Below are 20395 nucleotides of genomic sequence, written 5' to 3'. Positions count from 1 at the left end.
CTTCTAACTATGAATTAATCGATAATAATGACCCTTTTTCATTAATAGTTCTTCATGGGTACCTACTTCAATGATGCTACCTTCATTCATCACAATAATTTGATCCATTTCTTTCATCCAATGTAAGCGATGTGTAGCCAAAAACACTAATTTACCAGAGAATAACTGCAGCATTGTTTGTTTTAATTCAAACTCAGTTTCAATATCAAGATGACTAGTAGGTTCGTCTAACAAAAGGATCGGACGATTTTCTAGATAAGCTCTAGCGAGCGCGACGCGTTGACTTTGCCCCCCGCTTAACGCTCTTCCACCTTCACCTATTTTTTCTTCTAATCCTTTTGGTAATTCTTCTATTAAAGATGTTAATCCAGCTTGAACAGCTGCATTTTCAATTTCTTCTGTAGTAGCATTAGGTTTATAGAAGCTTATATTATCATTTAATGATTTTGAGAAAATATAAGGACTTTGTGGAATATAGATTAACTGTTTATGCCAATCTTGTATTTGCAGATGTGAAACCTCTTCACCAGAAATATGGATAGTCCCGTTTGCTGGCTCTAAAAATCCACCTATTAAATCAATAAGCGTCGACTTACCAGAACCACTTTCTCCAACAATCCCGATTTTATGAAACCCTTTAATACTCATATCTATTTTCTTTAAGATCGTTTGACCATCTTTTTCGGGTTTTACTGATATATCATTAAACTTAATTTCGCTAGCATGATTCCAATCTGAGATCGGGGCAATTTCTTGAACCTTAAATTCTTGCTCATCTAAAATATCCTGCATTGCTTTACCAGCTTCTTGACCATTTAATGTAGCATGATAATCTGCTCCAACCTCTCGAACAGGTAAGAAATATTCAGGAGCTAAAATTAAAATTGTTAGAGCTGGGCCTAATAAAATTACTCCGTCAATCAAACGAAGTCCTAAAAAAACTGCAACTGTAGCGATTGATAGCATTGTGAATAAATCTAGTGCAAAGGATGATAAAAAAGCTACTTTTAATGTGCCCATCGTTGCTTCTCTGTATCTTTCACTTACACTTTCTATCTTTTTAATATGTTTTCTACTTAATCCTAAAAATTTTAATGTTTCCAGACCACGTAATGAATCAGTAAAATGGTTCGATAATATACGGTAAGCCTTCCATTGTTTATTTGATTTCTTTTTAGCTGCCAAACCGAGTAAAATCATAAAAATAATAATGATTGGAAATGTTACGATTAGTATTAGTGCAGAAACCTTATCAACAAAGAAAATATAGATTACGATTACTGGTGAGACAATTGCTAAGTTAATCATTTTCATTGGAACAATTTCTAGGTAATTTCTTAGTTGTGTAGTTCCTTCCATAATAAGCGTTACAATATTACCTGTACCTGATTTCCTTGCAAATCTAGGTCCAAGTTTAAAAAGCTTTTCTAAAACTTTCATTTTCATTTCGGATGAAGCAATATCTGCAAAATGCTCTGAACATTTCTGCTTTATAGTCGAAATAATATAACGACAGATAAATGCAAGGATGAAGAAAATAGTAGCGTATAAAATATCGCTACTATTTTTTCCATTGAACAATCTGACAATAGCTTGTGAAAGCATATATGCCTGAATAATAATTGCCGTTACTTGTATAATTGTTAAAAAAGATAGGATCATTAATAAACGATTTATCCCTTTATATTTAATAAGATCTTTTCCCATTAATAAGTCAAATCCTTCTCATCCACTCTTTTTCTAAACACATAATAACTCCAAATTTGGTAACCTAATACGAATGGTAATAATGTACATGCAACTATTGTCATTACTTTTAACGAATAAGGACCAGATGAAGCATTATAAACAGTTAAATCATACGTACTTTTGATAGAACTAATCATGACTCTTGGGAACAGAGATGTAAACATTGTCCCGACTGTTAGTACAATCCCAAGTCCTGTCATCGTAAATGACCAGCCATCTCTTTTCTTAAAAATGAATATTGTAGCAAGAATATAACTTACTACGATTAATAAAATTAGCGGAACTGTTATTTGTGCTTTTACTTTAAACATATCCGTTTCAAAAAATGCCATGCCAGTAAATGCAACTAAGAAAAGGAATACTGGTATGATCACCATACGTGCTAGAGAACGTGCACGGTTTCTTAATTCTCCAACCGTTTTTAAAGTTAAAAACATTAATCCGTGTAACAGGCATAGTAATGTTACCGTTACACCGCCTACTACTGTGAATAAATTTACATAATCTGTAAAACCAGCAGAGATATTCATATTTTTATCGATTGGCATTCCTCTAAGGATACTTGAGAATAAGACTCCGAATAAAAATGGTGGTAATAAACTACCGAAGAAAATTACCCAATCCCAAGCTTTTGCCCATTTGGAACTTTCAACTTTTCCTCTAAATTCAAATGCAACACCACGTCCGATTAATGCCATTAGTACAAATACAAACGGAATATAGTATCCACTAAACATCGTTGCATACCAATTTGGGAATGCTGCAAATATTGCTCCACCTGCCGTTAATAACCATACTTCATTTGCGTCCCAAAACGGTCCAATTGTATTTATTAAAATTCTTCTTTCAGTATCATTTTTGGCTAGTAGCTTTGTAGATATACCTACACCAAAATCGAAGCCTTCTAAGAAGAAAAACCCAATAAATAAAACTGCTACAAGTAAAAACCATAATTCATTTAACTCAATCATACAATGGTAGCCTCCCTTTCAAACGGATCGACCGTAGGAACTTTTTCAGTTTCAACATCATGGTGTGTTCCTTTTTTAATTTCTTTCACAAACAAGTAAACTAAAACAGCTGCTAAAATTGCATACATTGTTGTAAAAGTTGTGATTGAAAAAATTAGTGATCCTTTTGAAACATTTGGTGATACAGATGCAGCAGTAGTCATTAAACCAAATACAGTCCATGGTTGGCGTCCTATTTCCGTCATAACCCATCCAGCTGTATTTGCAATGAACGGTAAAGAAATTAATAAAATTGATGCCTTTAAAAATAGATTTTTTGATTCTAATTTTTTACGATAGCTAAAATATAAACCTAGCATCGACATTAAAATCATAACCATTCCTGCTCCTGCCATAATTCTAAAGCTCCAGAAGGTTGTATTAACTGGTGGAATATAATTTCCAGGACCATATAATTTCTCGTATTGCTTTTGTAACGTATTCATACCAGGTACTTTACCTTCAAACTTCTCATAAGCTAGATAACTTAATAAATATGGTACTTCTACCTCGTATTTATTTTCTTTCTTTTTTGAATCAATTAGACCAAAGACCATCCAACTTGCAGGGTCACCGCTGTCTTTCCATAGACCTTCACTTGCAGCCATTTTCATCGGCTGTGTTTTCATTAAATGCTTCGCTTGAGAATGTCCACTAAATGCAACACCAATTCCTGCAATTAGTGCGAACACCATTGCAAGATTAAACGCTTTTTTAAATAATTCCGTTTCCTGTTTTTTTAAGATTTTATACGCACTTACACCAGCAACAAATAATGCTCCAGTTGCTAATGCCCCAGCAATTGTGTGAGGAAACTCAACTTTAAGCTGTGGATTTGTTATGATTGCTAAGAAGTCGGTCATTTCTGCACGACCATTTTTAATCGCAAAGCCTACTGGCTCCTGCATGAAAGAATTGGCTGCTAAAATCCAAAACGCAGACATTACAGTTCCGAAAGCAACTAACCAAATGCACATTAAATGAATTTTTTTATTAAGTTTTTCCCAACCAAATATCCAAATTCCTAAAAATGTAGACTCCATAAAAAATGCTAAAAGTGCTTCAATTGCAAGTGGTGCTCCAAATACATCCCCTACAAAACGGGAATATTCAGACCAGTTCATACCGAACTGAAACTCCTGGATAATACCTGTCACAACACCAACCGCAAAATTAATTAAAAATAAGTGCCCAAAGAATTTTGTTAACTTTTTATAAGCCTCGTTATTTCGAAAAACATACAATGTTTCCATAATTGCAACCATAAATACTAAACCTATTGAAAGTGGCACAAATAAAAAATGGAAAATTGTAGTCGAACCAAATTGTATTCTTGCAAGCTCTAATCCACTCACAGTACATCCCCCTTAGGATAAAAATCATTTCAAAAAAATTTTCATTAAGTCCGAGCAAAACTTTGAACATTTTTTCACAAATAATTCATTAAGTAAATTTTAGAGAACCACTCAATGGTACTCCTGTTACTTATAGTTTACTTTTCCAAAGGGGTTTTTGACTTAATCTTATTTGTCTAAATCGTGTCTATAAATTGTCTATTTTGTGACATGATTCACAATTACTGTTTAAGTTAATTTTTTATGATAAAATAATCGTCACTTTTTTATTCCTTAGCTTTGAGGTGATTAAACGAAAAAAACATTATTGAAAACAACACCATATTGGCATTTTTTCAATAATGTTCTGGTTAAACAAAAAGGCAGTTCATTAATTAAGATAAAAATACTGCACCATAAACAAGTGCCCCTCCAATTACATATGCAGGGTGAATTTTCCAACGTTCTAAAAATAACAGGGAAAGTACGCTAATAATAATTGTTTGTGTTACACCTACCCCATTATATGAATCGTTAAAAAAGTCAAAGGCCATAATGCCAAGTAAAACGGCGATTAAAGGCCTAACTAGTGAAGTCATCTTTTTGACTTTTGGTGAATTTTTATGCTTCATTAATATACTTAATAAAGCAATCATCAAGATTAGAGAGGGTGCGATTGATGCGAATAATCCGACAAAGGAGCCAAATACGCCTCCCTCAACATATCCGATATATCCAGCCATCTTTGTAGCAATCGGTCCTGGGAGGGCATTGCCCAGTGCAAGTACGTTACTAAATTCAACTGAAGTTAACCATCCATACTTATCAACAACTTCATTTTCAATAAGAGGGATCGAAGCTGGTCCTCCTCCGTATCCGAATATACCTGGTAAGAAAAATGCTAAAAATATTTTCCAATAAATCATGATGCCTTCACCTTCTTCTTCTTTTCATTTTTGCTTTTAGAGAAAAAGGCATATCCAACTAAACATCCAATTAAGATAGCAGGATGTACATTTAAAAAGTATAAAAGGATAAAACTAGCAACCACGATCAAACTAGTGATTTTCCAGCCAAGAGATTCTTTCGATTTCTCAATAAATTCCCATGTTAAAGTTGCTAACATTACTCCCACTACTGGAACAACTGCATTCGACATGCCTTGTACCCAGGCAACACCTTTAAAGTGATTTAGTGTTGATAATAGTAGCATAAGTAGGAAAACAGTCGGTAGAGTTGTTGCGATGATGGCATTTAACATACCTACTACGCCACCTGTTCTCCAACCTACATATCCTGCAAGCTTTGTTGCGATTGGTCCTGGAAGAGCATTTGCGATTGCTAGTACATCTGAAAAGTCATCTTTATTTAGCCATTTATACTTGTCGACAACCTCAGTGTGGATTAGTGGTATAGAAGAAGGACCTCCTCCGTAACCTAGCATTCCTACTCTAAAAAAAGCTAAAAAAAGTTTCCATTGATTTATCATTGAATCATTCCTTTACCAAACTGCAATTGCGCCATCTGTTCTAGATTCTGTTCCCCCCATTAGCACCCCAGTCTTAGGATTGCGCCAAATAATTTGACCCCTTCCGAAACTACTACAATCTGTAGCCACTTGAATTTGATGGCCTTTTCTTGCGAGTGCCTGGGCAAGGTGATTTGGAAAATGCGGTTCTACGACCACTTTTTTTCCTTCCATCCACTGCCATCTAGGTGCATCTAATGTACTTTGAGGATTTAAGTGGAAATCCACAGTATTCATCACAACCTGTGCATGACCTTGTGGCTGCATATATCCTCCCATTACGCCAAATGGTCCTACCGCTTCACCATCTTTTGTTAAAAATCCTGGAATTATTGTGTGATATGTTCTTTTACCAGGCTTAAGTGCATTAGAATGCTCCGGATTTAAAGTAAAATCATGACCTCTATTTTGAAGAGCAATTCCTGTATCAGGAATTACGATCCCTGAACCAAATCCCATATAGTTACTTTGAATAAAGGAAACCATATTCCCCTCGCCATCAGCAGTCGCTAAATAAACTGTGCCACCTTTTGGAGGAGTATAGTTTTCTGGCTCTATTGCTTTTTCACAAATTAATTCTCGTCGTGACCCTGCATATTCTTCTGATAATAGCTCATCTATATTAATGTCCATATGCTCAGAATCTGTAATAAACGATTTTCCATCAGTAAAAGCTAGTTTCATAGCCTCTATTTGCTTATGATATGTATCGACATCATCTTTTGTAGAAAAGTTAAAACCTTTTGCAATGTTTAATGTCATTAAAGCTACCAAACCTTGCCCATTCGGCGGAATTTCCCAAACATCGTATCCACGATAATTTGTCGAGATTGGGTTCACCCATTCTACTTTATATTCACTTAAGTCCTCTGAACTAAGGTATCCGTTATGTTCTTTCATAAAGGAAACGATTTTTTCTGCCAAGTTACCGCGATAAAAACTCTCAGCATTGGTTGCACCGATTTCACGTAATGTTTCTGCATGTGCTTTTGATGACCACAGTTCGCCAATCTCTGGTGCACGATCATTTGGAGCGAATGTTTTGAACCACTCATCAAATTCAGGTGAAGTAAATTGCTTTTTAAACTTTTCGTATGCTATATTCCAAAACTTCCCTAAAATCGGCGAAAGTGGGAAGCCTTCTTCTGCAAGCGTAATAGCCGGTTGTAAAACCTCTTCTAATGGTAATTTACCAAAACGTTTTGATAATGCAGCCCATGCAGCAGGTACTCCAGGCACTGTAACTGGAATAACCCCATGAGTTGGCATCTTTTCAAGTCCTTGTTCTTTTAGCTTTTCAATCGAAATTGATTTTGGAGCAGGACCACTACCGTTTAACCCATGTAGTTCCCCATTTACCCAAACTAGTGCAAAGGCGTCTCCACCAATACCATTTGAAGTTGGTTCAACTACCGTTAAAGCAGCAGCTGTGGCGATTGCAGCATCGATTGCGTTACCACCTTTTTTTAAAATATCTAACCCCGCTTGCGCCGCTAAAGGTTGTGAAGTAGCTACCATTCCATTTTTTCCAAATGTCGTATGGCGTTGTGCTGAATATGGGTTATTTAAATGATCAAACTGCATCTGTATCTTCTCCTTTAAGCATCTACATGGTGACATGCAACAAAATGATTTTCTTCAATTTCCTTCCACTCTGGTTTTACTTGCCCACAAAGCTCTGTTGCTAGTGGACAACGAGTACGGAATGTACAACCTGAAGGTGGGTTTGCTGGATTTGGAATTTCTCCTGTCAAACGAATTTTCTCAGATCTTTTTCCTACCTTTGGACGTGGAATCGCAGATAGTAACGCCTTTGTATAAGGATGTAGTGGGTTATTATATAGCTTGTCAGCAGGAGCAAGCTCAACTGTATTTCCTAAGTACATTACTAAAACTCGATCACAGAAATATCGTACAACTCCTAAATCATGCGAGATAAATAAATAAGTTAGATTATATTTTGCTTGTAATGATTTTAATAGTTTTAATACTTGTGCTTGTACAGACACATCAAGTGCTGAAACTGCCTCGTCACAAATAATTAACGATGGGTTAAGCGCAATCGCTCGTGCAATTCCTATTCGTTGACGCTGTCCACCACTAAATTCATGAGGATATCGATCATAATGATCTTCATTTAAACCTACCTCACGAAGTAAACCGATTACTTTCTCTTTTCGTTCTTGTTTTGATAGATTCGTATGGATGACAAATACCTCTTCCAAGGCATCTCCAATTCTCTGTCTTGGATTTAATGAAGCATATGGATCCTGGAAAATCATTTGCATTTCTTTCTTAAAATCATTTCGACTCTTATTGGATAAATGTTGGATTTCTGTATCTTTAAAAAATACTTTTCCGTCAGTAATTTCTTCAAGTCCTAAAATCGTTTTTCCCAATGTAGATTTACCGCAACCTGATTCACCTACAACACCTAAACTTTCACCTTCTAATAATGTTAAACTTACTTCTTCAACTGCTTTGACGTGACCTTGAACTTTTTTTAATAAGCCTCCACGAATCGGATAATATTTTTTAACATTTCGTAGCTCTAATAAAGATTTACTTTTTGTTAGAGTCATATCGCATCCTCCTCACTAAGCCAACATTTAACTGTGTGTCCATCCTTTATTTTAAATTCTTTAGGGACTTCAACTTTGCAACGTGCTAATGCATGTTCACAACGTGGATGAAAACGGCAGCCAGTTATTTGTTCATTTAGGCTCGGTGTCGAACCTGGGATTGCTTCTAATTCAAAATCGGGATCATCTACATTTGGTACAGAGCTTAATAATCCCCTAGTATATGGATGACTTGGATGATTAAAAATCTCTTCAACTGGACCTTCTTCTATCTTTTCTCCTGCATACATAACCATCACTTTATCAGCAATTTCAGCTACGACTCCCATATCATGTGTAACCATGATGACACCCATTCCGAGTTGTTCTTGTAGCTCATGGATTAAATCTAATATTTGAGATTGAATCGTAACATCAAGTGCAGTCGTTGGCTCATCTGCAATTAAGAGTCCAGGTGTACAAGCTAATGAAATAGCAATCATAACCCTTTGCCTCATCCCACCACTTAACTCATGGGGATATTGAGTCATTCTTTTTTCAGGATATGGAATCCCGACTTGCTTTAAGAGTTCAATTCCCTTTTGATTTGCTTCTTGTTTAGAAAGCTTTTGGTGGATCATAAGTGGCTCGCGTAGCTGATAACCAATTGTGATTACCGGGTTTAATGCAGTCATCGGCTCTTGAAAAATCATCGATATTTTATTGCCTCTTATTTTTCTTAATTCATCAGTTGTTAACTTAGTTAAATCAGTTCCTTCTAATTGAATTGAACCGCTTTTTATTGATCCATTACTTGGCAATAATCCCATAATAGATAATGAAGTAATACTTTTTCCGCAACCTGATTCGCCAACTATACATAAGGTTTCACTTTTATTAACTGAAAAGGATATGTTTCGAACAGCCGGGATTTCTCCATCAGCTGTTCGAAACGTTGTTACTAAATTATTTACAGATAGAAGCTCTGTTGACATACTATTACCTACTCTCTGTGTACGTTGTATAATGACCATTGGCCAGTAGGATCAATTTCAATACCTTTCACCGATTGATCAACGGCAGATGTTACTACACCTTGATTCATAACGATTACAGGAGCATCTTTTACTAATAATTCATTTGCTTCTTTTAATTTTTCTTTTCGTGCATTTTGGTCAATCGTTTGACGAGATTCATTAACTAACTGATCAAATTGCTTATTACTATATGAAATTCGGTTTGATGATCCAACGTTGTCTGAGTGGAAGTTTGGATATAATAATTCACTACCATCCGCTGTACTATTTGCCCATCCTAAGAACGTTACATCGTATTGACCTTTCGTTGCTGCATCTAAGAAAGTTCCCCATTCCATCGTTTCAAGCTTAACTTTCAGACCAATTTCCGTCATTTGAGATTGAGCAATTTCAGCCATTTTCATATACATATCTCGATTTGGTACTAGCATCTTTACTTCTTTTCCTTCAAATCCATTATCTTTAATCAGCTTTTTAGCTTTTTCTAAATCATAAGAATAGCCCACTTTTTCTTCAGATTGATCATATCCGAAAACTTTTGGTCCAATTACACTATTACCTTCTACACCTAATCCATTTAGCTGATTAATATATGCTTTACGATCTAATCCATAAGCTACTGCTTGACGGAATGCTAAATTATTCATTGGTGCTTTTTTCATGTTAAATCCTAAATAATAAACAGGTGTTCCTTCTGCTTTTGTCACTTTTACATTTTTAATTGATTCTAGACGCTTAATTTGTTCAGATGGAAGAGCATCAATAAATTGTACTTTTCCTGTTTGTAGCATTGAAATTGCTGTGGAAACTTCAGGTACTACTTTAAAAGTAACCTTTTTCAATTTAGGTGCACCATTCCAATAATCTTTGTTTGCCTCAAGAACGATTTGGTCACCAGGTGTCCAGCTAACAAACTTAAATGGCCCAGTTCCTACAGGTGTTTTCATTAAATCACTATTTTTATCTGCCTCAGGGCTTACGATTGAAGCAGCAGTATGAGCAAGTGCAGCTAATAGTGGTCCATATGGATATTTCGTTTTAATTTCTACTTTATAATCATCAATTACATTAACTGATTGAATTGGTTCTAATAATGAAGCACGAGGAGCAGCAGTTTTTGGATCACGGAATTTATCAAATGTGTATTTTACTGCTTCTGCGTTAAAATCTGTTCCGTCTTGAAACTTAACCCCTTTTTTTAATGTAATTTCCCAAGTTTTATCATCTGGATTCGTATAAGATTCTGCTAATAAAGGTTCGATTTCCATTGTTTTTGGATTTCTTTTAAATAAAGTTTCATAAACTTGCATGATGACATTAGCTGATACAGAATCATTTGTTAAGATTGGTGACAAACCTACTACATCTGATGTTGAAGCATATGTAAGTTCTTGCGAAACATTAGCGCTATTTGATCCAGTTGTTTTACTAGAACATCCAGCAAGAAGTAGAATTGCACTAATTATGATAACCATCCATTTTTTCATTTACCCATCTCCTCAGTCATTAATATTCATATTTGGATCTAAAGCATCTCTTAATCCATCACCTACGACATTAAAAGAGAAAACGATCAGCATAATTGCGATCCCTGGTACGATTGTCATATGTGGGGAAGAAAACATATAATCTTGCCCCCCGGAGATCATTGATCCCCATTCGGCTGTTGGTGGTTGTGCACCAAGACCTAAATAACTTAATGATGCCGTTGATAAAATAGCAGTAGCCATTCTCATTGTGGCAAAAACTATGATTGGTGCCATACAGTTTGGTAAAATATGCTTCACCATAATTCTTAAATTACTTGCACCTAAAGTCTTCATTGCTTGTATGTATTCTTGCTTCTTAATAGATAAAACCGAACCACGAACAATTCTTGCACATGAAGGAATGGACCAAATACTAATCGCAACTGCTACATTTACTAGACTTGTCCCAAGAATTGCGATAATTAGCATGGCTAGTAAAATTCCAGGAAAAGCAAATAATAAATCTACTATTCTCATAAGCAAGCCATCTAGTTTTGAAAAATAGCCAGCTAGCATGCCTATTGTAATACCACCAATTAAACCAAGAATCACTGCACTGAATCCAACAACGAGTGATACTCTTGATCCGAATACAATTCGGCTCCACATATCTCGACCATAATTATCTGTACCTAACCAATGTCCACTTGAGAATAATGGCAGTTCTGTTGATGCTAAATTTTGTTTAATCGGATCGTGGATCGTAATTAGTGGTGCAAATAATGCCATTAAAATTTGTAAAATAATAATGATTAATCCAAAAACAGCTAATCTATTTTTGATTAAACGTTTAAACGTTTGGATAATAAATTTTTCTTTCTTTTTTGTACTAGCTTGCTTTGCACTTATATTATTAATGACAACTTCTGTAGACAAAATCCTTCCTCCCTTCTAGCCGATTAATCGTAGCTAATTCTCGGATCGATAAATACATATAAAATATCAACAAGTAAATTCACGATTACAAACAAAGATGCTACAAGTAATACTGCCCCTTGAACCATTGGAAAATCTCTAGCTGCAATTGCATCGATCATAAGTCTGCCGACACCGTTAATCGCAAATACTTGTTCTGTAATGATTGTTCCTCCAAGAAGAAATCCGAAGTTTAAACCAATAACAGTTATGACTGGAATCATCGAGTTTTTTAAAGCATGAATCCAAACAATTGATTTTTCTTTTACACCTTTCGCTCTTGCAGTTCGTATGTAATCAGCTCGAATTACCTCTAACATAGATGAACGACTCATTCTTGCAATCATTGCAGCCGAGGCAGTTCCAAGTGCAATGGAAGGTAAAATGATTTGCTTAAATCCTTCTACCGTCCAAATTGGTGAATCGAGTCCTCCAACGGGAAGAATTTGTAGATTAACTCCGAAAATAAGAATAAGGATGGCACCTAGCCAAAAATTAGGTACTGAAATACCTGCAAGGGCTATTATTGTACTTGATACATCCATCCACGAGTTTTGCTTAAGTGCAGAGACAATTCCAGTTATTACCCCGATTATTACTGCTACTACCATGCTCGCGATTGCTAAACTTAAAGTATTAGGAAAACGGATTGAAATTGCCTCTGCAACCGACTGTTTCGTTTGAAAGGAATATCCTAAATCCCCATGTAATACGCCTGATAAATAATGCCAATATTGGACAAAAAACGAGTCGTTCAGTCCCAAACTTTCTCGGATGGCATTTAAATCAGCTTTTGTTGCTGTAGGTCCGCCAATGATTGCAGCTGGGTCACCAGGTGCTAAATGCATAGAAGCAAAGACTAAAAAGGAGATACCTAGCAATAATAAAAACAATTGAAACAACCTTCTTAATATGAGTGACGCCATCTTTCCACCTACTCCACTTGTAAGTATATTAACTAAAATTACATACGTTTGTTAACCTTAATCACCGTATAACCTAACAATGTAAATTTTAATTATTTCCGATTATACCCCCGGTAGACAGAATATTCTATAATTTTATGAATTTTTACAAAAAATAGTAAAAAAAGACGAGGGATTACCAATCCCTCGCCATGACAACTATAATTTTAAGCCATTTCTACTCTTAAATCTTCGTAATAAAATATGACTTTCTACCCTTGTTATTCCTTCTAAAGCATATAATTCATTATTTATAAATTGTTCTAAGCTGACAAAGTCATCAACTAATACATGCATATGTAAAGTGCTTGGACCTGTCATTTGATAACAACTCGCTACAACAGGATTATCTGCAAGTGCTTCGGCTACGACTACTAAATAAGCTGGTTCACAATCTACTTCAAAGAATGCAGATACACCTTTACCTATTTTTTCTGAATTAATAACTACTGAGAATCTCTCAATAACCCCGTTTTTTATTAATTGGTTCACACGTTCACGGATCGAAACTCTTGATAAATTAAGTTCTTTTCCAATATCGGCGTATGACATTCGACCATTTTTTGTGAGCATCTCTAGAATTTTTTTATCGATGTCAGTTAGTTTCATTTATTCACCACTTTTCTATTAAATGAAAACGCTTCCTTATTTTTTTATATTTTATAGTAAAATAGAAAGTATTAAGCGCTCATGATGTACGAATATCAGATTAACCACGTTAAAATTTTAACGATAATTCCCTTACAATGTAAAGGGATTCTATACATTTCCCTTCATTATTCCCATATTCCATTACTAATTTTACAATAAAAGATTGACCTAAAGATACTGGATTTTTATTTCACTAATAGTAAAAAAGGATTGAAATCTTTTTTTATTAGACTTCAATCCTTTTTATTATTTTATCGCTTTAAACCTCAATTTCACTTAATTGTTTTTTCTTTGATAATTTAACACGAACTGCAAAAGTTACATTTGTTAGGATAATGAATAACGCTGCAAATCCACATAAATAGTAGACTTGATCCCATACAAACCCTTTGCTAACAGAACTAGAGATTAATTCTCTGAATCCTTTTATCGCATAAGTCATAGGTAAATATGGATGAATCGTTTGGAAAAATGTTGGTGTTAATGAAATTGGGAAAGTACCTGAAGTTCCACCAATTTGTAATAACATCATAACAAATACTAAATATTGCCCTATATTTCCTAATGTAACAGTTAAGAATTGTATTAATGAATAGAAAGTCAAGCTAGTGATAATTGTAAACACTACGAATAACCACACGTTTTTCACGTCAAGCCCCATACCGTAAATTAAAACCAGATCTGCTACGATTGATTGCATGATTCCCACGAAGATTAAAACACTATATTTACTAAAGAACCAAGCTAAACCAGTAGTCGGAGCAATAGAATTCTTTCTCATTGGATAAACTGAAGTGAACATTAACCCACCAGCAAATAGTCCAATAGATAATATATAAGGTGTTAATCCTACACCATATTCTTTTACATTATTCAATTTATGAGAAACTAGCTCTGTTGGTTCTGCAAAGAATTTATCAGTTTCATCACTTGTTTTAACTTTATTTACTTCATCTCCACCATCTTTCAGGGATTTATGAAGTTCAGTTGTTCCTTTTGTTAAATCTGTTGCTCCTTTTAATAAGTCTCCAGAACCATCATATAACTTATTCGTTCCATCAGATAGTTGTTTAGAACCATCATTTAATTGATTGATCCCTTGGACTAATTGGTCCCCACCTGTATTTAATTTACCTAGGCCAAATGAAAGTAACGAACTTCCTTCACTTAATTCCTTTGTACCATTGTATAAATCATTACTTCCTTGAGCTAATTGATTTGCTCCATTAGATGCTTCTTGCAATTTACTATTAAATAAACTTAAATTTGTATTTAATTCTTTTTGTCCAGCAACTAGATTATTCGAACCTTCATATAATTGACCTTGTGCTGCTGCAATTTGATCAACACCAGTTTTAATTTGATTACTTCCTTTTGAAAGTTGATCTAAGCTATTTGAGATTGCTTTTAATTTCTGTAAATCTTCTTTACTTAAAGAACCATCCTGCAATCCATTAACAATTGATTTAAGAGCATCATTAGTAGCGCCAAGATTCTCATTAAATCCTGCTTCATTTTTTTGCAATTTGGTTGCACCAGCATAAGATTGTTTTAGTCCAGCATTTAATTGGTTACTTCCAGCTTCTAGCTTAGAAGACCCAGCTTCGATTTTATTACCACCTTCAGCTAGTTGCGAAAGTCCATTATTTAAATCACTTGAACCAGCTTTTAATGTACCAGTTCCTTCTAGAAGAGCATTTAAACCAGTATTTAATTTATTAGCACCATCTTTGGATTGTTTAATACCATCTGATAATTGTGTCGCTCCACTTTTCAGTTTTGTACTTCCATTCTCAAATGTGATCATGCTGTCATTTAATTTTTTTAAATTTTTATTTAAAACATCAGTTCCATCTGTTATTTTTGCTGCACCATCATTGATTTTACCAGCACCATCAGATGCTTTTGTCATGCCATCTCCAATATCTTTGAAATTATCAAAAACTGTTTTAGCATATTGTTCTGTAATTTCCTTTGAGATAGAAGCATTTACTTCTTTCATTGCATTTGTACCAATTTGCGCGCCTACATAGTTTTTACCCGCATTCGTGTAATAATTTAATTTCATTTTCTTCGGTTTTTCGTCTAATAACGTAGCGGCATTTTTAGAGAAATCAGAAGGCAATTCGATGACTAAATAATATTTTTCATCATTTAATCCTTCCATTGCTTGTTTTTTACTAGTAACTTTCCATTTGAATGAGTTATTATCTTTCAAACCATCTACAAAATCTTTCCCTACATTAAGCTTTTTATCATTAAACTCAGTACCCTTGTCATTGTTAACAACTGCCACCGATAGCTTTTCTGTTTTATTATAAGGATTCCAATAAGCTGATAAGAAAATTAATGAATACAGCATTGGTACAAGACCAATTGCAATGATTGTTGCAATTGTCATTGGCTTCTTTAAAATATTTTTCCATTCTTGTTTAAACACATTCTCACTCCCCTTTTAGACCAATTGACCAAATATGTATTTTGGTCAATTTATTACATTTAAATAGTTTAATACTCCCTTTTATAAAAAAATAAAAGGTCATACTAAACCATCCTCCCATTAAACTCATTTTCATGTTTATTCGGGATTTTTATTTCCTATTAATCCAAATAAAATTAATTGCACCATTTTATTTATAGCGTCATCTGTAATATGCATTGGATCTTTATCTAGAACACTTTTTTGTAGATTTAGAATCGCTATAATTGTCGTAATCATACTTAAACTTAGTATCGGAATTTCTAAATGAAAATTCGTTTCTTTTGCAAGCATTCTTGACTCTATTTCTTCTTCAATTGGTGTTTTACGATAAATCTGTTGAAAGAAAATTTCTGATAACTCCGGATGTCGTAAAGTTTCACTGATCAAGATCTCAATTTGATTTCGATTCATTTCCACCCATTTAATCCTTTTCTCAACATATAATCTAAGCAATTCTTCAATCGAGAGTTTACTAAAATCTTCTTCCATCCATACGTCTTGTATATCAGGCTTCACACAAGTAATCAATACATCCAGTTTGCTTTTAAAATACTTATAAATCGTCGCTTCGGAAATTTTACTTTCCTTTGCAATTTGATTAATTGTCGTACCATCATAACCATTTTTCGCAAAAAGTTGGATAGACTTCTCTAAGATATGATGTTTTGTTCTTTCTCCCTTATTCACTACTTACCTCCTTAAAAACCGTTTTTAAAAAGGAAACCAATTACTTCGTTTTAGCATAATACAAAAAAGTAAGTGTTTATTTACTTTTCTAGTATATTAACCGAAATGGATTTCGTCAACAAAAAGTAAGTGAACACTTACTTTTTTAATCTTTTTTTAATATTAACTTTTTTTAATCAACAAAAACTAAAAAATTGTTGCCTTTGTTAACAGAATAATTTATCATTACACTTTGTAGTCGAAATTATCGAATAATTTCGCGAATATTCTTACAAAGGAGTTGGATTCATGACGGAATTGGTTTCAGTACTCAACGACTATCTATGGGCTAAATTAATTGTTATTTTATTAGTAGCAATCGGCCTATTTTTAACGGTTTATTTAGGATTTATTCAGTTTAAATTCTTTCCTGAAATGATTCGATTATTATTTGTTGATGGTCGAAACAGAGACAAAAGCAAAAAAACTGTTTCATCATTACAAGCATTTATGATCGGAATGGCTGCTCGTATAGGTACGGGGAATATTGCCGGTGTTGCAACAGCAGTAGCATTAGGTGGACCTGGTGCAGTTTTTTGGATGTGGTTAATGGCTTTAATTGGTTCAGCTTCAGCATTTGTAGAAAGTACATTAGCTCAGCTATATAAAGTGAGAGATGGTTCTTCATGGCGTGGCGGACCTGCTTATTATATGGAAAAAGCTTTAGGTAATCGAAAGCTTGGAGTTATTTTTAGTATTTTAATAACTTTATCTTTTGGTCTTATTTTTAACGCAGTACAAGCAAACACGATTGCTGCTTCTATCAATAATGAATTTGGTGTAAATACAAAAACAACTGCGATTGTACTAGCTGTTATTACAGCACTAATTATTTTTGGTGGCGTACATCGAGTTGCAAAATTCTCAACTGTTTTAGTACCAATTAAAGCTGGGGTTTATATTATTTTAGCTTTATGGGTTATGATTTCAAATTTCGATATTTTACCAAATGTTTTTGGTGCAATTTTCTCTGATGGTATTTTTACGTTTAAACAAATGTTTGGCGGTGTAATGGGTGCTGCAGTACTTCACGGAATTCGTCGTGGATTATTCTCTAACGAAGCTGGTATGGGTTCTGCTCCAAACGCGGCTGCAACGGCTGACGTAACTCACCCAGTAAAACAAGGTTTTATTCAAGCATTAGGTGTAATTGTTGATACATTTATCATCTGTTCGTCTACAGCAATGATCGTATTAGTTTCAGGCGTTTATAAAACATCTAAGCTATCTGGTATTCCTTTAACACAGGAATCTTTACGTGTAAGTATTGGAGACTTCGCTGCAACATTCGTTGCAATCTCAGTATTCTTATTTGCATTAAGTACAATTATGGGTAACTATTACTACGGTGAATCAAATATTAGCTTCATGAAGCATTCGAAAACATCAATTTATGTATACCGTTTTTCAGTGATTGGAATGGTTTTATTCGGTGCATTATATAGCGCTGAATTAATTTGGTCTTTAGCAGATATCTTCATGGGATTAATGGTACTAGTTAATCTTTACGCTATTACGCGTTTAGCAAAAATTGTAAAGGCTTTATTAAAAGATTATGTTTCACAAAAGAAACAAGGTTTGGATCCAGTTTTCTCTGCTGATAAAATCGATAACTTACCGGGTCGTGATCAGTTAGAGGCTTGGGTTGATGAGAAGGACGTTAAGAAAGACGTTGACGTTGGATAATATATTTTGACCGAATACCCTTCATCTTTTAAAGATGAGGGGTTATTTTTATAATTTTTTTATTTAAGTTCAAAAAAAAGCCACCAACAAAGTGGAGTTAATTCATAAACAATAACTTTTATTAAGCTTTCTACCATTTTTCAAAATAATTTTTAGATTTTTTGTCCCCTGCTCCTACTAAAATTTTTATCCCTAAATAAACCCCAAGTGAATTTAATAGTATATCATCAATATCAAAACTTCCTACAATATACTTTTTTTGTAGGTATTCTATAAGTATTACAAATAAAATTAAAATAAAAATACAAATAGAAACTTTTATCTTTCTATAAAAATAATAATAAACTATACATCCTAGAGGGATAAAAATTATAATATTCCCCACGATATTCGAGAAGATGTAAATAAAGTCAGCTTTGCCGAATATATATCCAAATATCGTTTTAAAAGGTACATAATTGCTTGTATAATTATTCCCTAATGAGTTTCTTGAAAAAAGAACTGAAACTAACAAAACTATATAAGAAAGTGAAAATACTCCAAAACCAAATTTACTAATATAGATTTTTTTGTTTTTCGCATAATATAAAATCATATTTACCATCGTATTAAAAATTAATACTAGACACACAAATAAGCTATATCCAAATATTACGTTTGCATATGGAATAAGTCTTGAAATAAATTCTCCTAGAAATGCTCTCATTACATATAATACGAATAATGTGGATAGTAATAGTGTAGATAGATTATATAGAATTTTTTTCATAAAAGCTAAGTTCCTTTACCAAAATTCACCTCTAACACCTACATACGATTTATCCGCTCCTTTAATAACTTCAAATGAAAGTTTATACTGACCATTACTAACTACTTTTTGATTTGTTAATGAAGTATCTCCTTTAATTGTTTGTGAAGCACTAAATACAGGTGAGTATATTCCTATTATATTTTTCTTTAATGGTGTTATTTTTATTGATTTCCCCTTTGCGCTATATTGATTGTGTTTTACATGTAACCACCCTTTTGAAGTACTGAATGCATTTTTGGATTCTAAATAACCTGTTAGTTTCCCATCATACTTCTGAGTCGCTGATGCTGATTCTACAGATTTTGCGAAAATTGGAAGAGCCAAACAGATTAAACAAATAATTTTCTTTTTCATACACAACACTCCTTGTTCATATTTTTTGTTATATTAATTTAGTATTAGTTTCAATTTAAAATCGAAATTAATAAAATATTAATATATTTTTAATGTAACATCTAAAGTAGGACATTAACTCAAAATAATCCGAAAAATTTATGTACATTCCATATTTTTCATAATTCAGTCACAATAAAGAAGTAATCCCCTCCACTATCAAATATCTCCCTAATAAAACCCTATAAATTATTTCAAAAAATCAAAAGACCGTCCAAAATATCAGACGGTCTTTCCTATTTTTATAAAATTCTTAATCTTAATAAGCAGTCCAACCAGCATCACCCGTAATCACAGTACCATTAACAAAGCTAGATTCATCTGAAGCAAGGAATAAAGCTATATCTGCAATCTCTTCAGGTTTACCTACACGTGGATTAACTCCTAAACCTGCTTGAATACGTCCCATACCAAAATGATTGATATTTGTCATGGAAGAACCAATATTTGTTTCGACTCCACCTGGGGCAATCGCGTTGCAACGGATTCCATTCGTTGCGTACATGAATCCAGTATTCTTAGTAAAACCAACAACGGCATGTTTAGAAGCTGTGTAAGCAGCTCCTGCTCTAGCTCCTTGTAGGCCACCTGCTGAAGCCACATTGATAATCACTCCATGTTGTTTCTCTAAAAAGATTGGTAAGACTTTGCGAGTTGAGCGCATCACACTTGTTGTGTTTACCGCAAAAACTCTTTCCCACTTATCATCTTCAATATCACCAGCAGGTTCAAAATTATCCATAATTCCTGCATTATTAACTAGAATATCTACTGTGTCAAAAGTATCTACGGCAGTATCGATTAAGTTTTGAATATCATTTTCGTGCGCAACATTTGCCATAACAGCTATAGCTTCCCCGCCGTTTGATTTTATTTCTTCAACGGTACTATTTGCAGCATCTACATTAATATCAGATACAACCACTTTTGCACCTTCCTTAGCATAAAGTGCAGCAATGGCTTTCCACATTCCCGAACCAGCTCCAGTTACTACTGCTACTTTGTTTTGAAGTCTCAT

18 protein-coding genes are annotated in these 20395 nt (G+C 34.0%); 1 reads left to right on the top strand and 17 read right to left on the bottom strand.

Annotation, left to right across the window (positions count from 1 at the left end):
- Positions 1–3 precede the first annotated feature (3 nt).
- The 14 genes from cydD to COE53_RS03675 form a co-directional block, all read right to left on the bottom strand.
- The gene (gene cydD, locus COE53_RS03740; protein WP_098947474.1) at positions 4–1707 is read right to left on the bottom strand and encodes a thiol reductant ABC exporter subunit CydD; all 1704 of its coding nucleotides are present in this window, start codon (positions 1705–1707) and stop codon (positions 4–6) included.
- The gene (gene cydB / locus COE53_RS03735) at positions 1707–2720 is read right to left on the bottom strand and encodes a cytochrome d ubiquinol oxidase subunit II (protein WP_069034896.1); all 1014 of its coding nucleotides are present in this window, start codon (positions 2718–2720) and stop codon (positions 1707–1709) included. Before cydB ends, cydD begins: the two co-directional genes overlap by 1 nt.
- Positions 2717–4114, bottom strand: coding sequence for a cytochrome ubiquinol oxidase subunit I (locus COE53_RS03730; protein ID WP_098947473.1), 1398 nt, complete (start codon positions 4112–4114; stop codon positions 2717–2719). The genes cydB and COE53_RS03730 overlap by 4 nt, the downstream gene beginning before the upstream one ends.
- A gap of 374 nt (positions 4115–4488) precedes the next feature.
- Positions 4489–5019, bottom strand: coding sequence for a chromate transporter (locus COE53_RS03725; RefSeq protein WP_069034898.1), 531 nt, complete (start codon positions 5017–5019; stop codon positions 4489–4491).
- Positions 5016–5579, bottom strand: coding sequence for a chromate transporter (locus COE53_RS03720; RefSeq protein ID WP_069034998.1), 564 nt, complete (start codon positions 5577–5579; stop codon positions 5016–5018). Before COE53_RS03720 ends, COE53_RS03725 begins: the two co-directional genes overlap by 4 nt.
- 15 nt (positions 5580–5594) lie before the next feature.
- Complete coding sequence (gene ggt / locus COE53_RS03715; protein ID WP_069034899.1) at positions 5595–7205, bottom strand: gamma-glutamyltransferase; 1611 nt, start codon at positions 7203–7205, stop codon at positions 5595–5597.
- A 14-nt stretch (positions 7206–7219) separates the two neighbouring features.
- On the bottom strand, positions 7220–8203 hold the full coding sequence (locus COE53_RS03710; RefSeq protein WP_069034900.1) for an ABC transporter ATP-binding protein: 984 nt from the start codon (positions 8201–8203) through the stop codon (positions 7220–7222).
- Entirely contained in the window at positions 8200–9177 is a 978-nt protein-coding gene (locus COE53_RS03705) for an ABC transporter ATP-binding protein (protein WP_069034901.1), read from the bottom strand. Before COE53_RS03705 ends, COE53_RS03710 begins: the two co-directional genes overlap by 4 nt.
- An 8-nt stretch (positions 9178–9185) precedes the next feature.
- A complete protein-coding gene (locus COE53_RS03700) occupies positions 9186–10706 on the bottom strand; it encodes a glutathione ABC transporter substrate-binding protein (RefSeq protein WP_069034902.1) in 1521 nt (506 codons plus the stop codon).
- A 12-nt stretch (positions 10707–10718) separates the two neighbouring features.
- Positions 10719–11624: an ABC transporter permease gene (locus COE53_RS03695; protein WP_254664623.1), complete on the bottom strand. Its 906-nt coding sequence runs from the start codon at positions 11622–11624 to the stop codon at positions 10719–10721.
- A 23-nt stretch (positions 11625–11647) separates the two neighbouring features.
- Entirely contained in the window at positions 11648–12589 is a 942-nt protein-coding gene (gene nikB / locus COE53_RS03690) for a nickel ABC transporter permease (protein WP_069034903.1), read from the bottom strand.
- A 198-nt stretch (positions 12590–12787) separates the two neighbouring features.
- On the bottom strand, positions 12788–13237 hold the full coding sequence (locus COE53_RS03685) for an Lrp/AsnC family transcriptional regulator (protein ID WP_069034904.1): 450 nt from the start codon (positions 13235–13237) through the stop codon (positions 12788–12790).
- Positions 13238–13538: 301 nt separating this feature from the next.
- The gene (locus COE53_RS03680; protein WP_084006985.1) at positions 13539–15719 is read right to left on the bottom strand and encodes a YhgE/Pip domain-containing protein; all 2181 of its coding nucleotides are present in this window, start codon (positions 15717–15719) and stop codon (positions 13539–13541) included.
- 138 nt (positions 15720–15857) lie between these two features.
- On the bottom strand, positions 15858–16448 hold the full coding sequence (locus tag COE53_RS03675) for a TetR/AcrR family transcriptional regulator (protein WP_069034905.1): 591 nt from the start codon (positions 16446–16448) through the stop codon (positions 15858–15860).
- A 288-nt stretch (positions 16449–16736) separates the two neighbouring features.
- Here COE53_RS03675 and COE53_RS03670 point away from each other — a divergent pair, with 288 nt between their 5' ends.
- Positions 16737–18173, top strand: a complete 1437-nt coding sequence (locus COE53_RS03670) for an alanine/glycine:cation symporter family protein (RefSeq protein WP_069034906.1) — start codon at positions 16737–16739, stop codon at positions 18171–18173.
- Positions 18174–18303: 130 nt separating this feature from the next.
- Here the strand turns inward: COE53_RS03670 and COE53_RS03665 are convergent, their stop codons facing one another.
- From COE53_RS03665 to COE53_RS03655, 3 genes are all read right to left on the bottom strand, one after another.
- Entirely contained in the window at positions 18304–18768 is a 465-nt protein-coding gene (locus tag COE53_RS03665) for a VanZ family protein (protein WP_175403523.1), read from the bottom strand.
- Positions 18769–18957: 189 nt separating this feature from the next.
- The gene (locus COE53_RS03660; protein WP_069034908.1) at positions 18958–19338 is read right to left on the bottom strand and encodes a hypothetical protein; all 381 of its coding nucleotides are present in this window, start codon (positions 19336–19338) and stop codon (positions 18958–18960) included.
- Between the two features lie 298 nt (positions 19339–19636).
- Positions 19637–20395: an SDR family oxidoreductase gene (locus tag COE53_RS03655; RefSeq protein WP_069034909.1), complete on the bottom strand. Its 759-nt coding sequence runs from the start codon at positions 20393–20395 to the stop codon at positions 19637–19639.

Origin of the sequence: Bacillus sp. AFS029533, from assembly GCF_002585125.1 — a bacterium.
In the GTDB taxonomy this organism is placed as follows: domain Bacteria; phylum Bacillota; class Bacilli; order Bacillales; family Bacillaceae_G; genus Gottfriedia; species Gottfriedia luciferensis_B.
Note: the sequence above shows the minus strand (reverse complement) of the source record. Positions and strands in the feature narration are given on the sequence as shown.

Excerpts from the sequence above, each read along its gene's own strand:
- cydD (WP_098947474.1), bottom strand. The coding sequence starts at position 1,707 with ATGGGAAAAGATCTTATTAAATATAAAGGGATAAATCGTTTATTAATG.
- cydB (WP_069034896.1), bottom strand. The coding sequence starts at position 2,720 with ATGATTGAGTTAAATGAATTATGGTTTTTACTTGTAGCAGTTTTATTT.
- COE53_RS03725 (WP_069034898.1), bottom strand. The coding sequence starts at position 5,019 with ATGATTTATTGGAAAATATTTTTAGCATTTTTCTTACCAGGTATATTC.
- ggt (WP_069034899.1), bottom strand. The coding sequence starts at position 7,205 with ATGCAGTTTGATCATTTAAATAACCCATATTCAGCACAACGCCATACG.
- COE53_RS03710 (WP_069034900.1), bottom strand. The coding sequence starts at position 8,203 with ATGACTCTAACAAAAAGTAAATCTTTATTAGAGCTACGAAATGTTAAA.
- COE53_RS03705 (WP_069034901.1), bottom strand. The coding sequence starts at position 9,177 with ATGTCAACAGAGCTTCTATCTGTAAATAATTTAGTAACAACGTTTCGA.
- COE53_RS03700 (WP_069034902.1), bottom strand. The coding sequence starts at position 10,706 with ATGAAAAAATGGATGGTTATCATAATTAGTGCAATTCTACTTCTTGCT.
- nikB (WP_069034903.1), bottom strand. The coding sequence starts at position 12,589 with ATGGCGTCACTCATATTAAGAAGGTTGTTTCAATTGTTTTTATTATTG.
- COE53_RS03685 (WP_069034904.1), bottom strand. The coding sequence starts at position 13,237 with ATGAAACTAACTGACATCGATAAAAAAATTCTAGAGATGCTCACAAAA.
- COE53_RS03670 (WP_069034906.1), top strand. The coding sequence starts at position 16,737 with ATGACGGAATTGGTTTCAGTACTCAACGACTATCTATGGGCTAAATTA.
- COE53_RS03665 (WP_175403523.1), bottom strand. The coding sequence starts at position 18,768 with ATGATTTTATATTATGCGAAAAACAAAAAAATCTATATTAGTAAATTT.
- COE53_RS03660 (WP_069034908.1), bottom strand. The coding sequence starts at position 19,338 with ATGAAAAAGAAAATTATTTGTTTAATCTGTTTGGCTCTTCCAATTTTC.
- COE53_RS03655 (WP_069034909.1), bottom strand. The coding sequence starts at position 20,395 with ATGAGACTTCAAAACAAAGTAGCAGTAGTAACTGGAGCTGGTTCGGGA.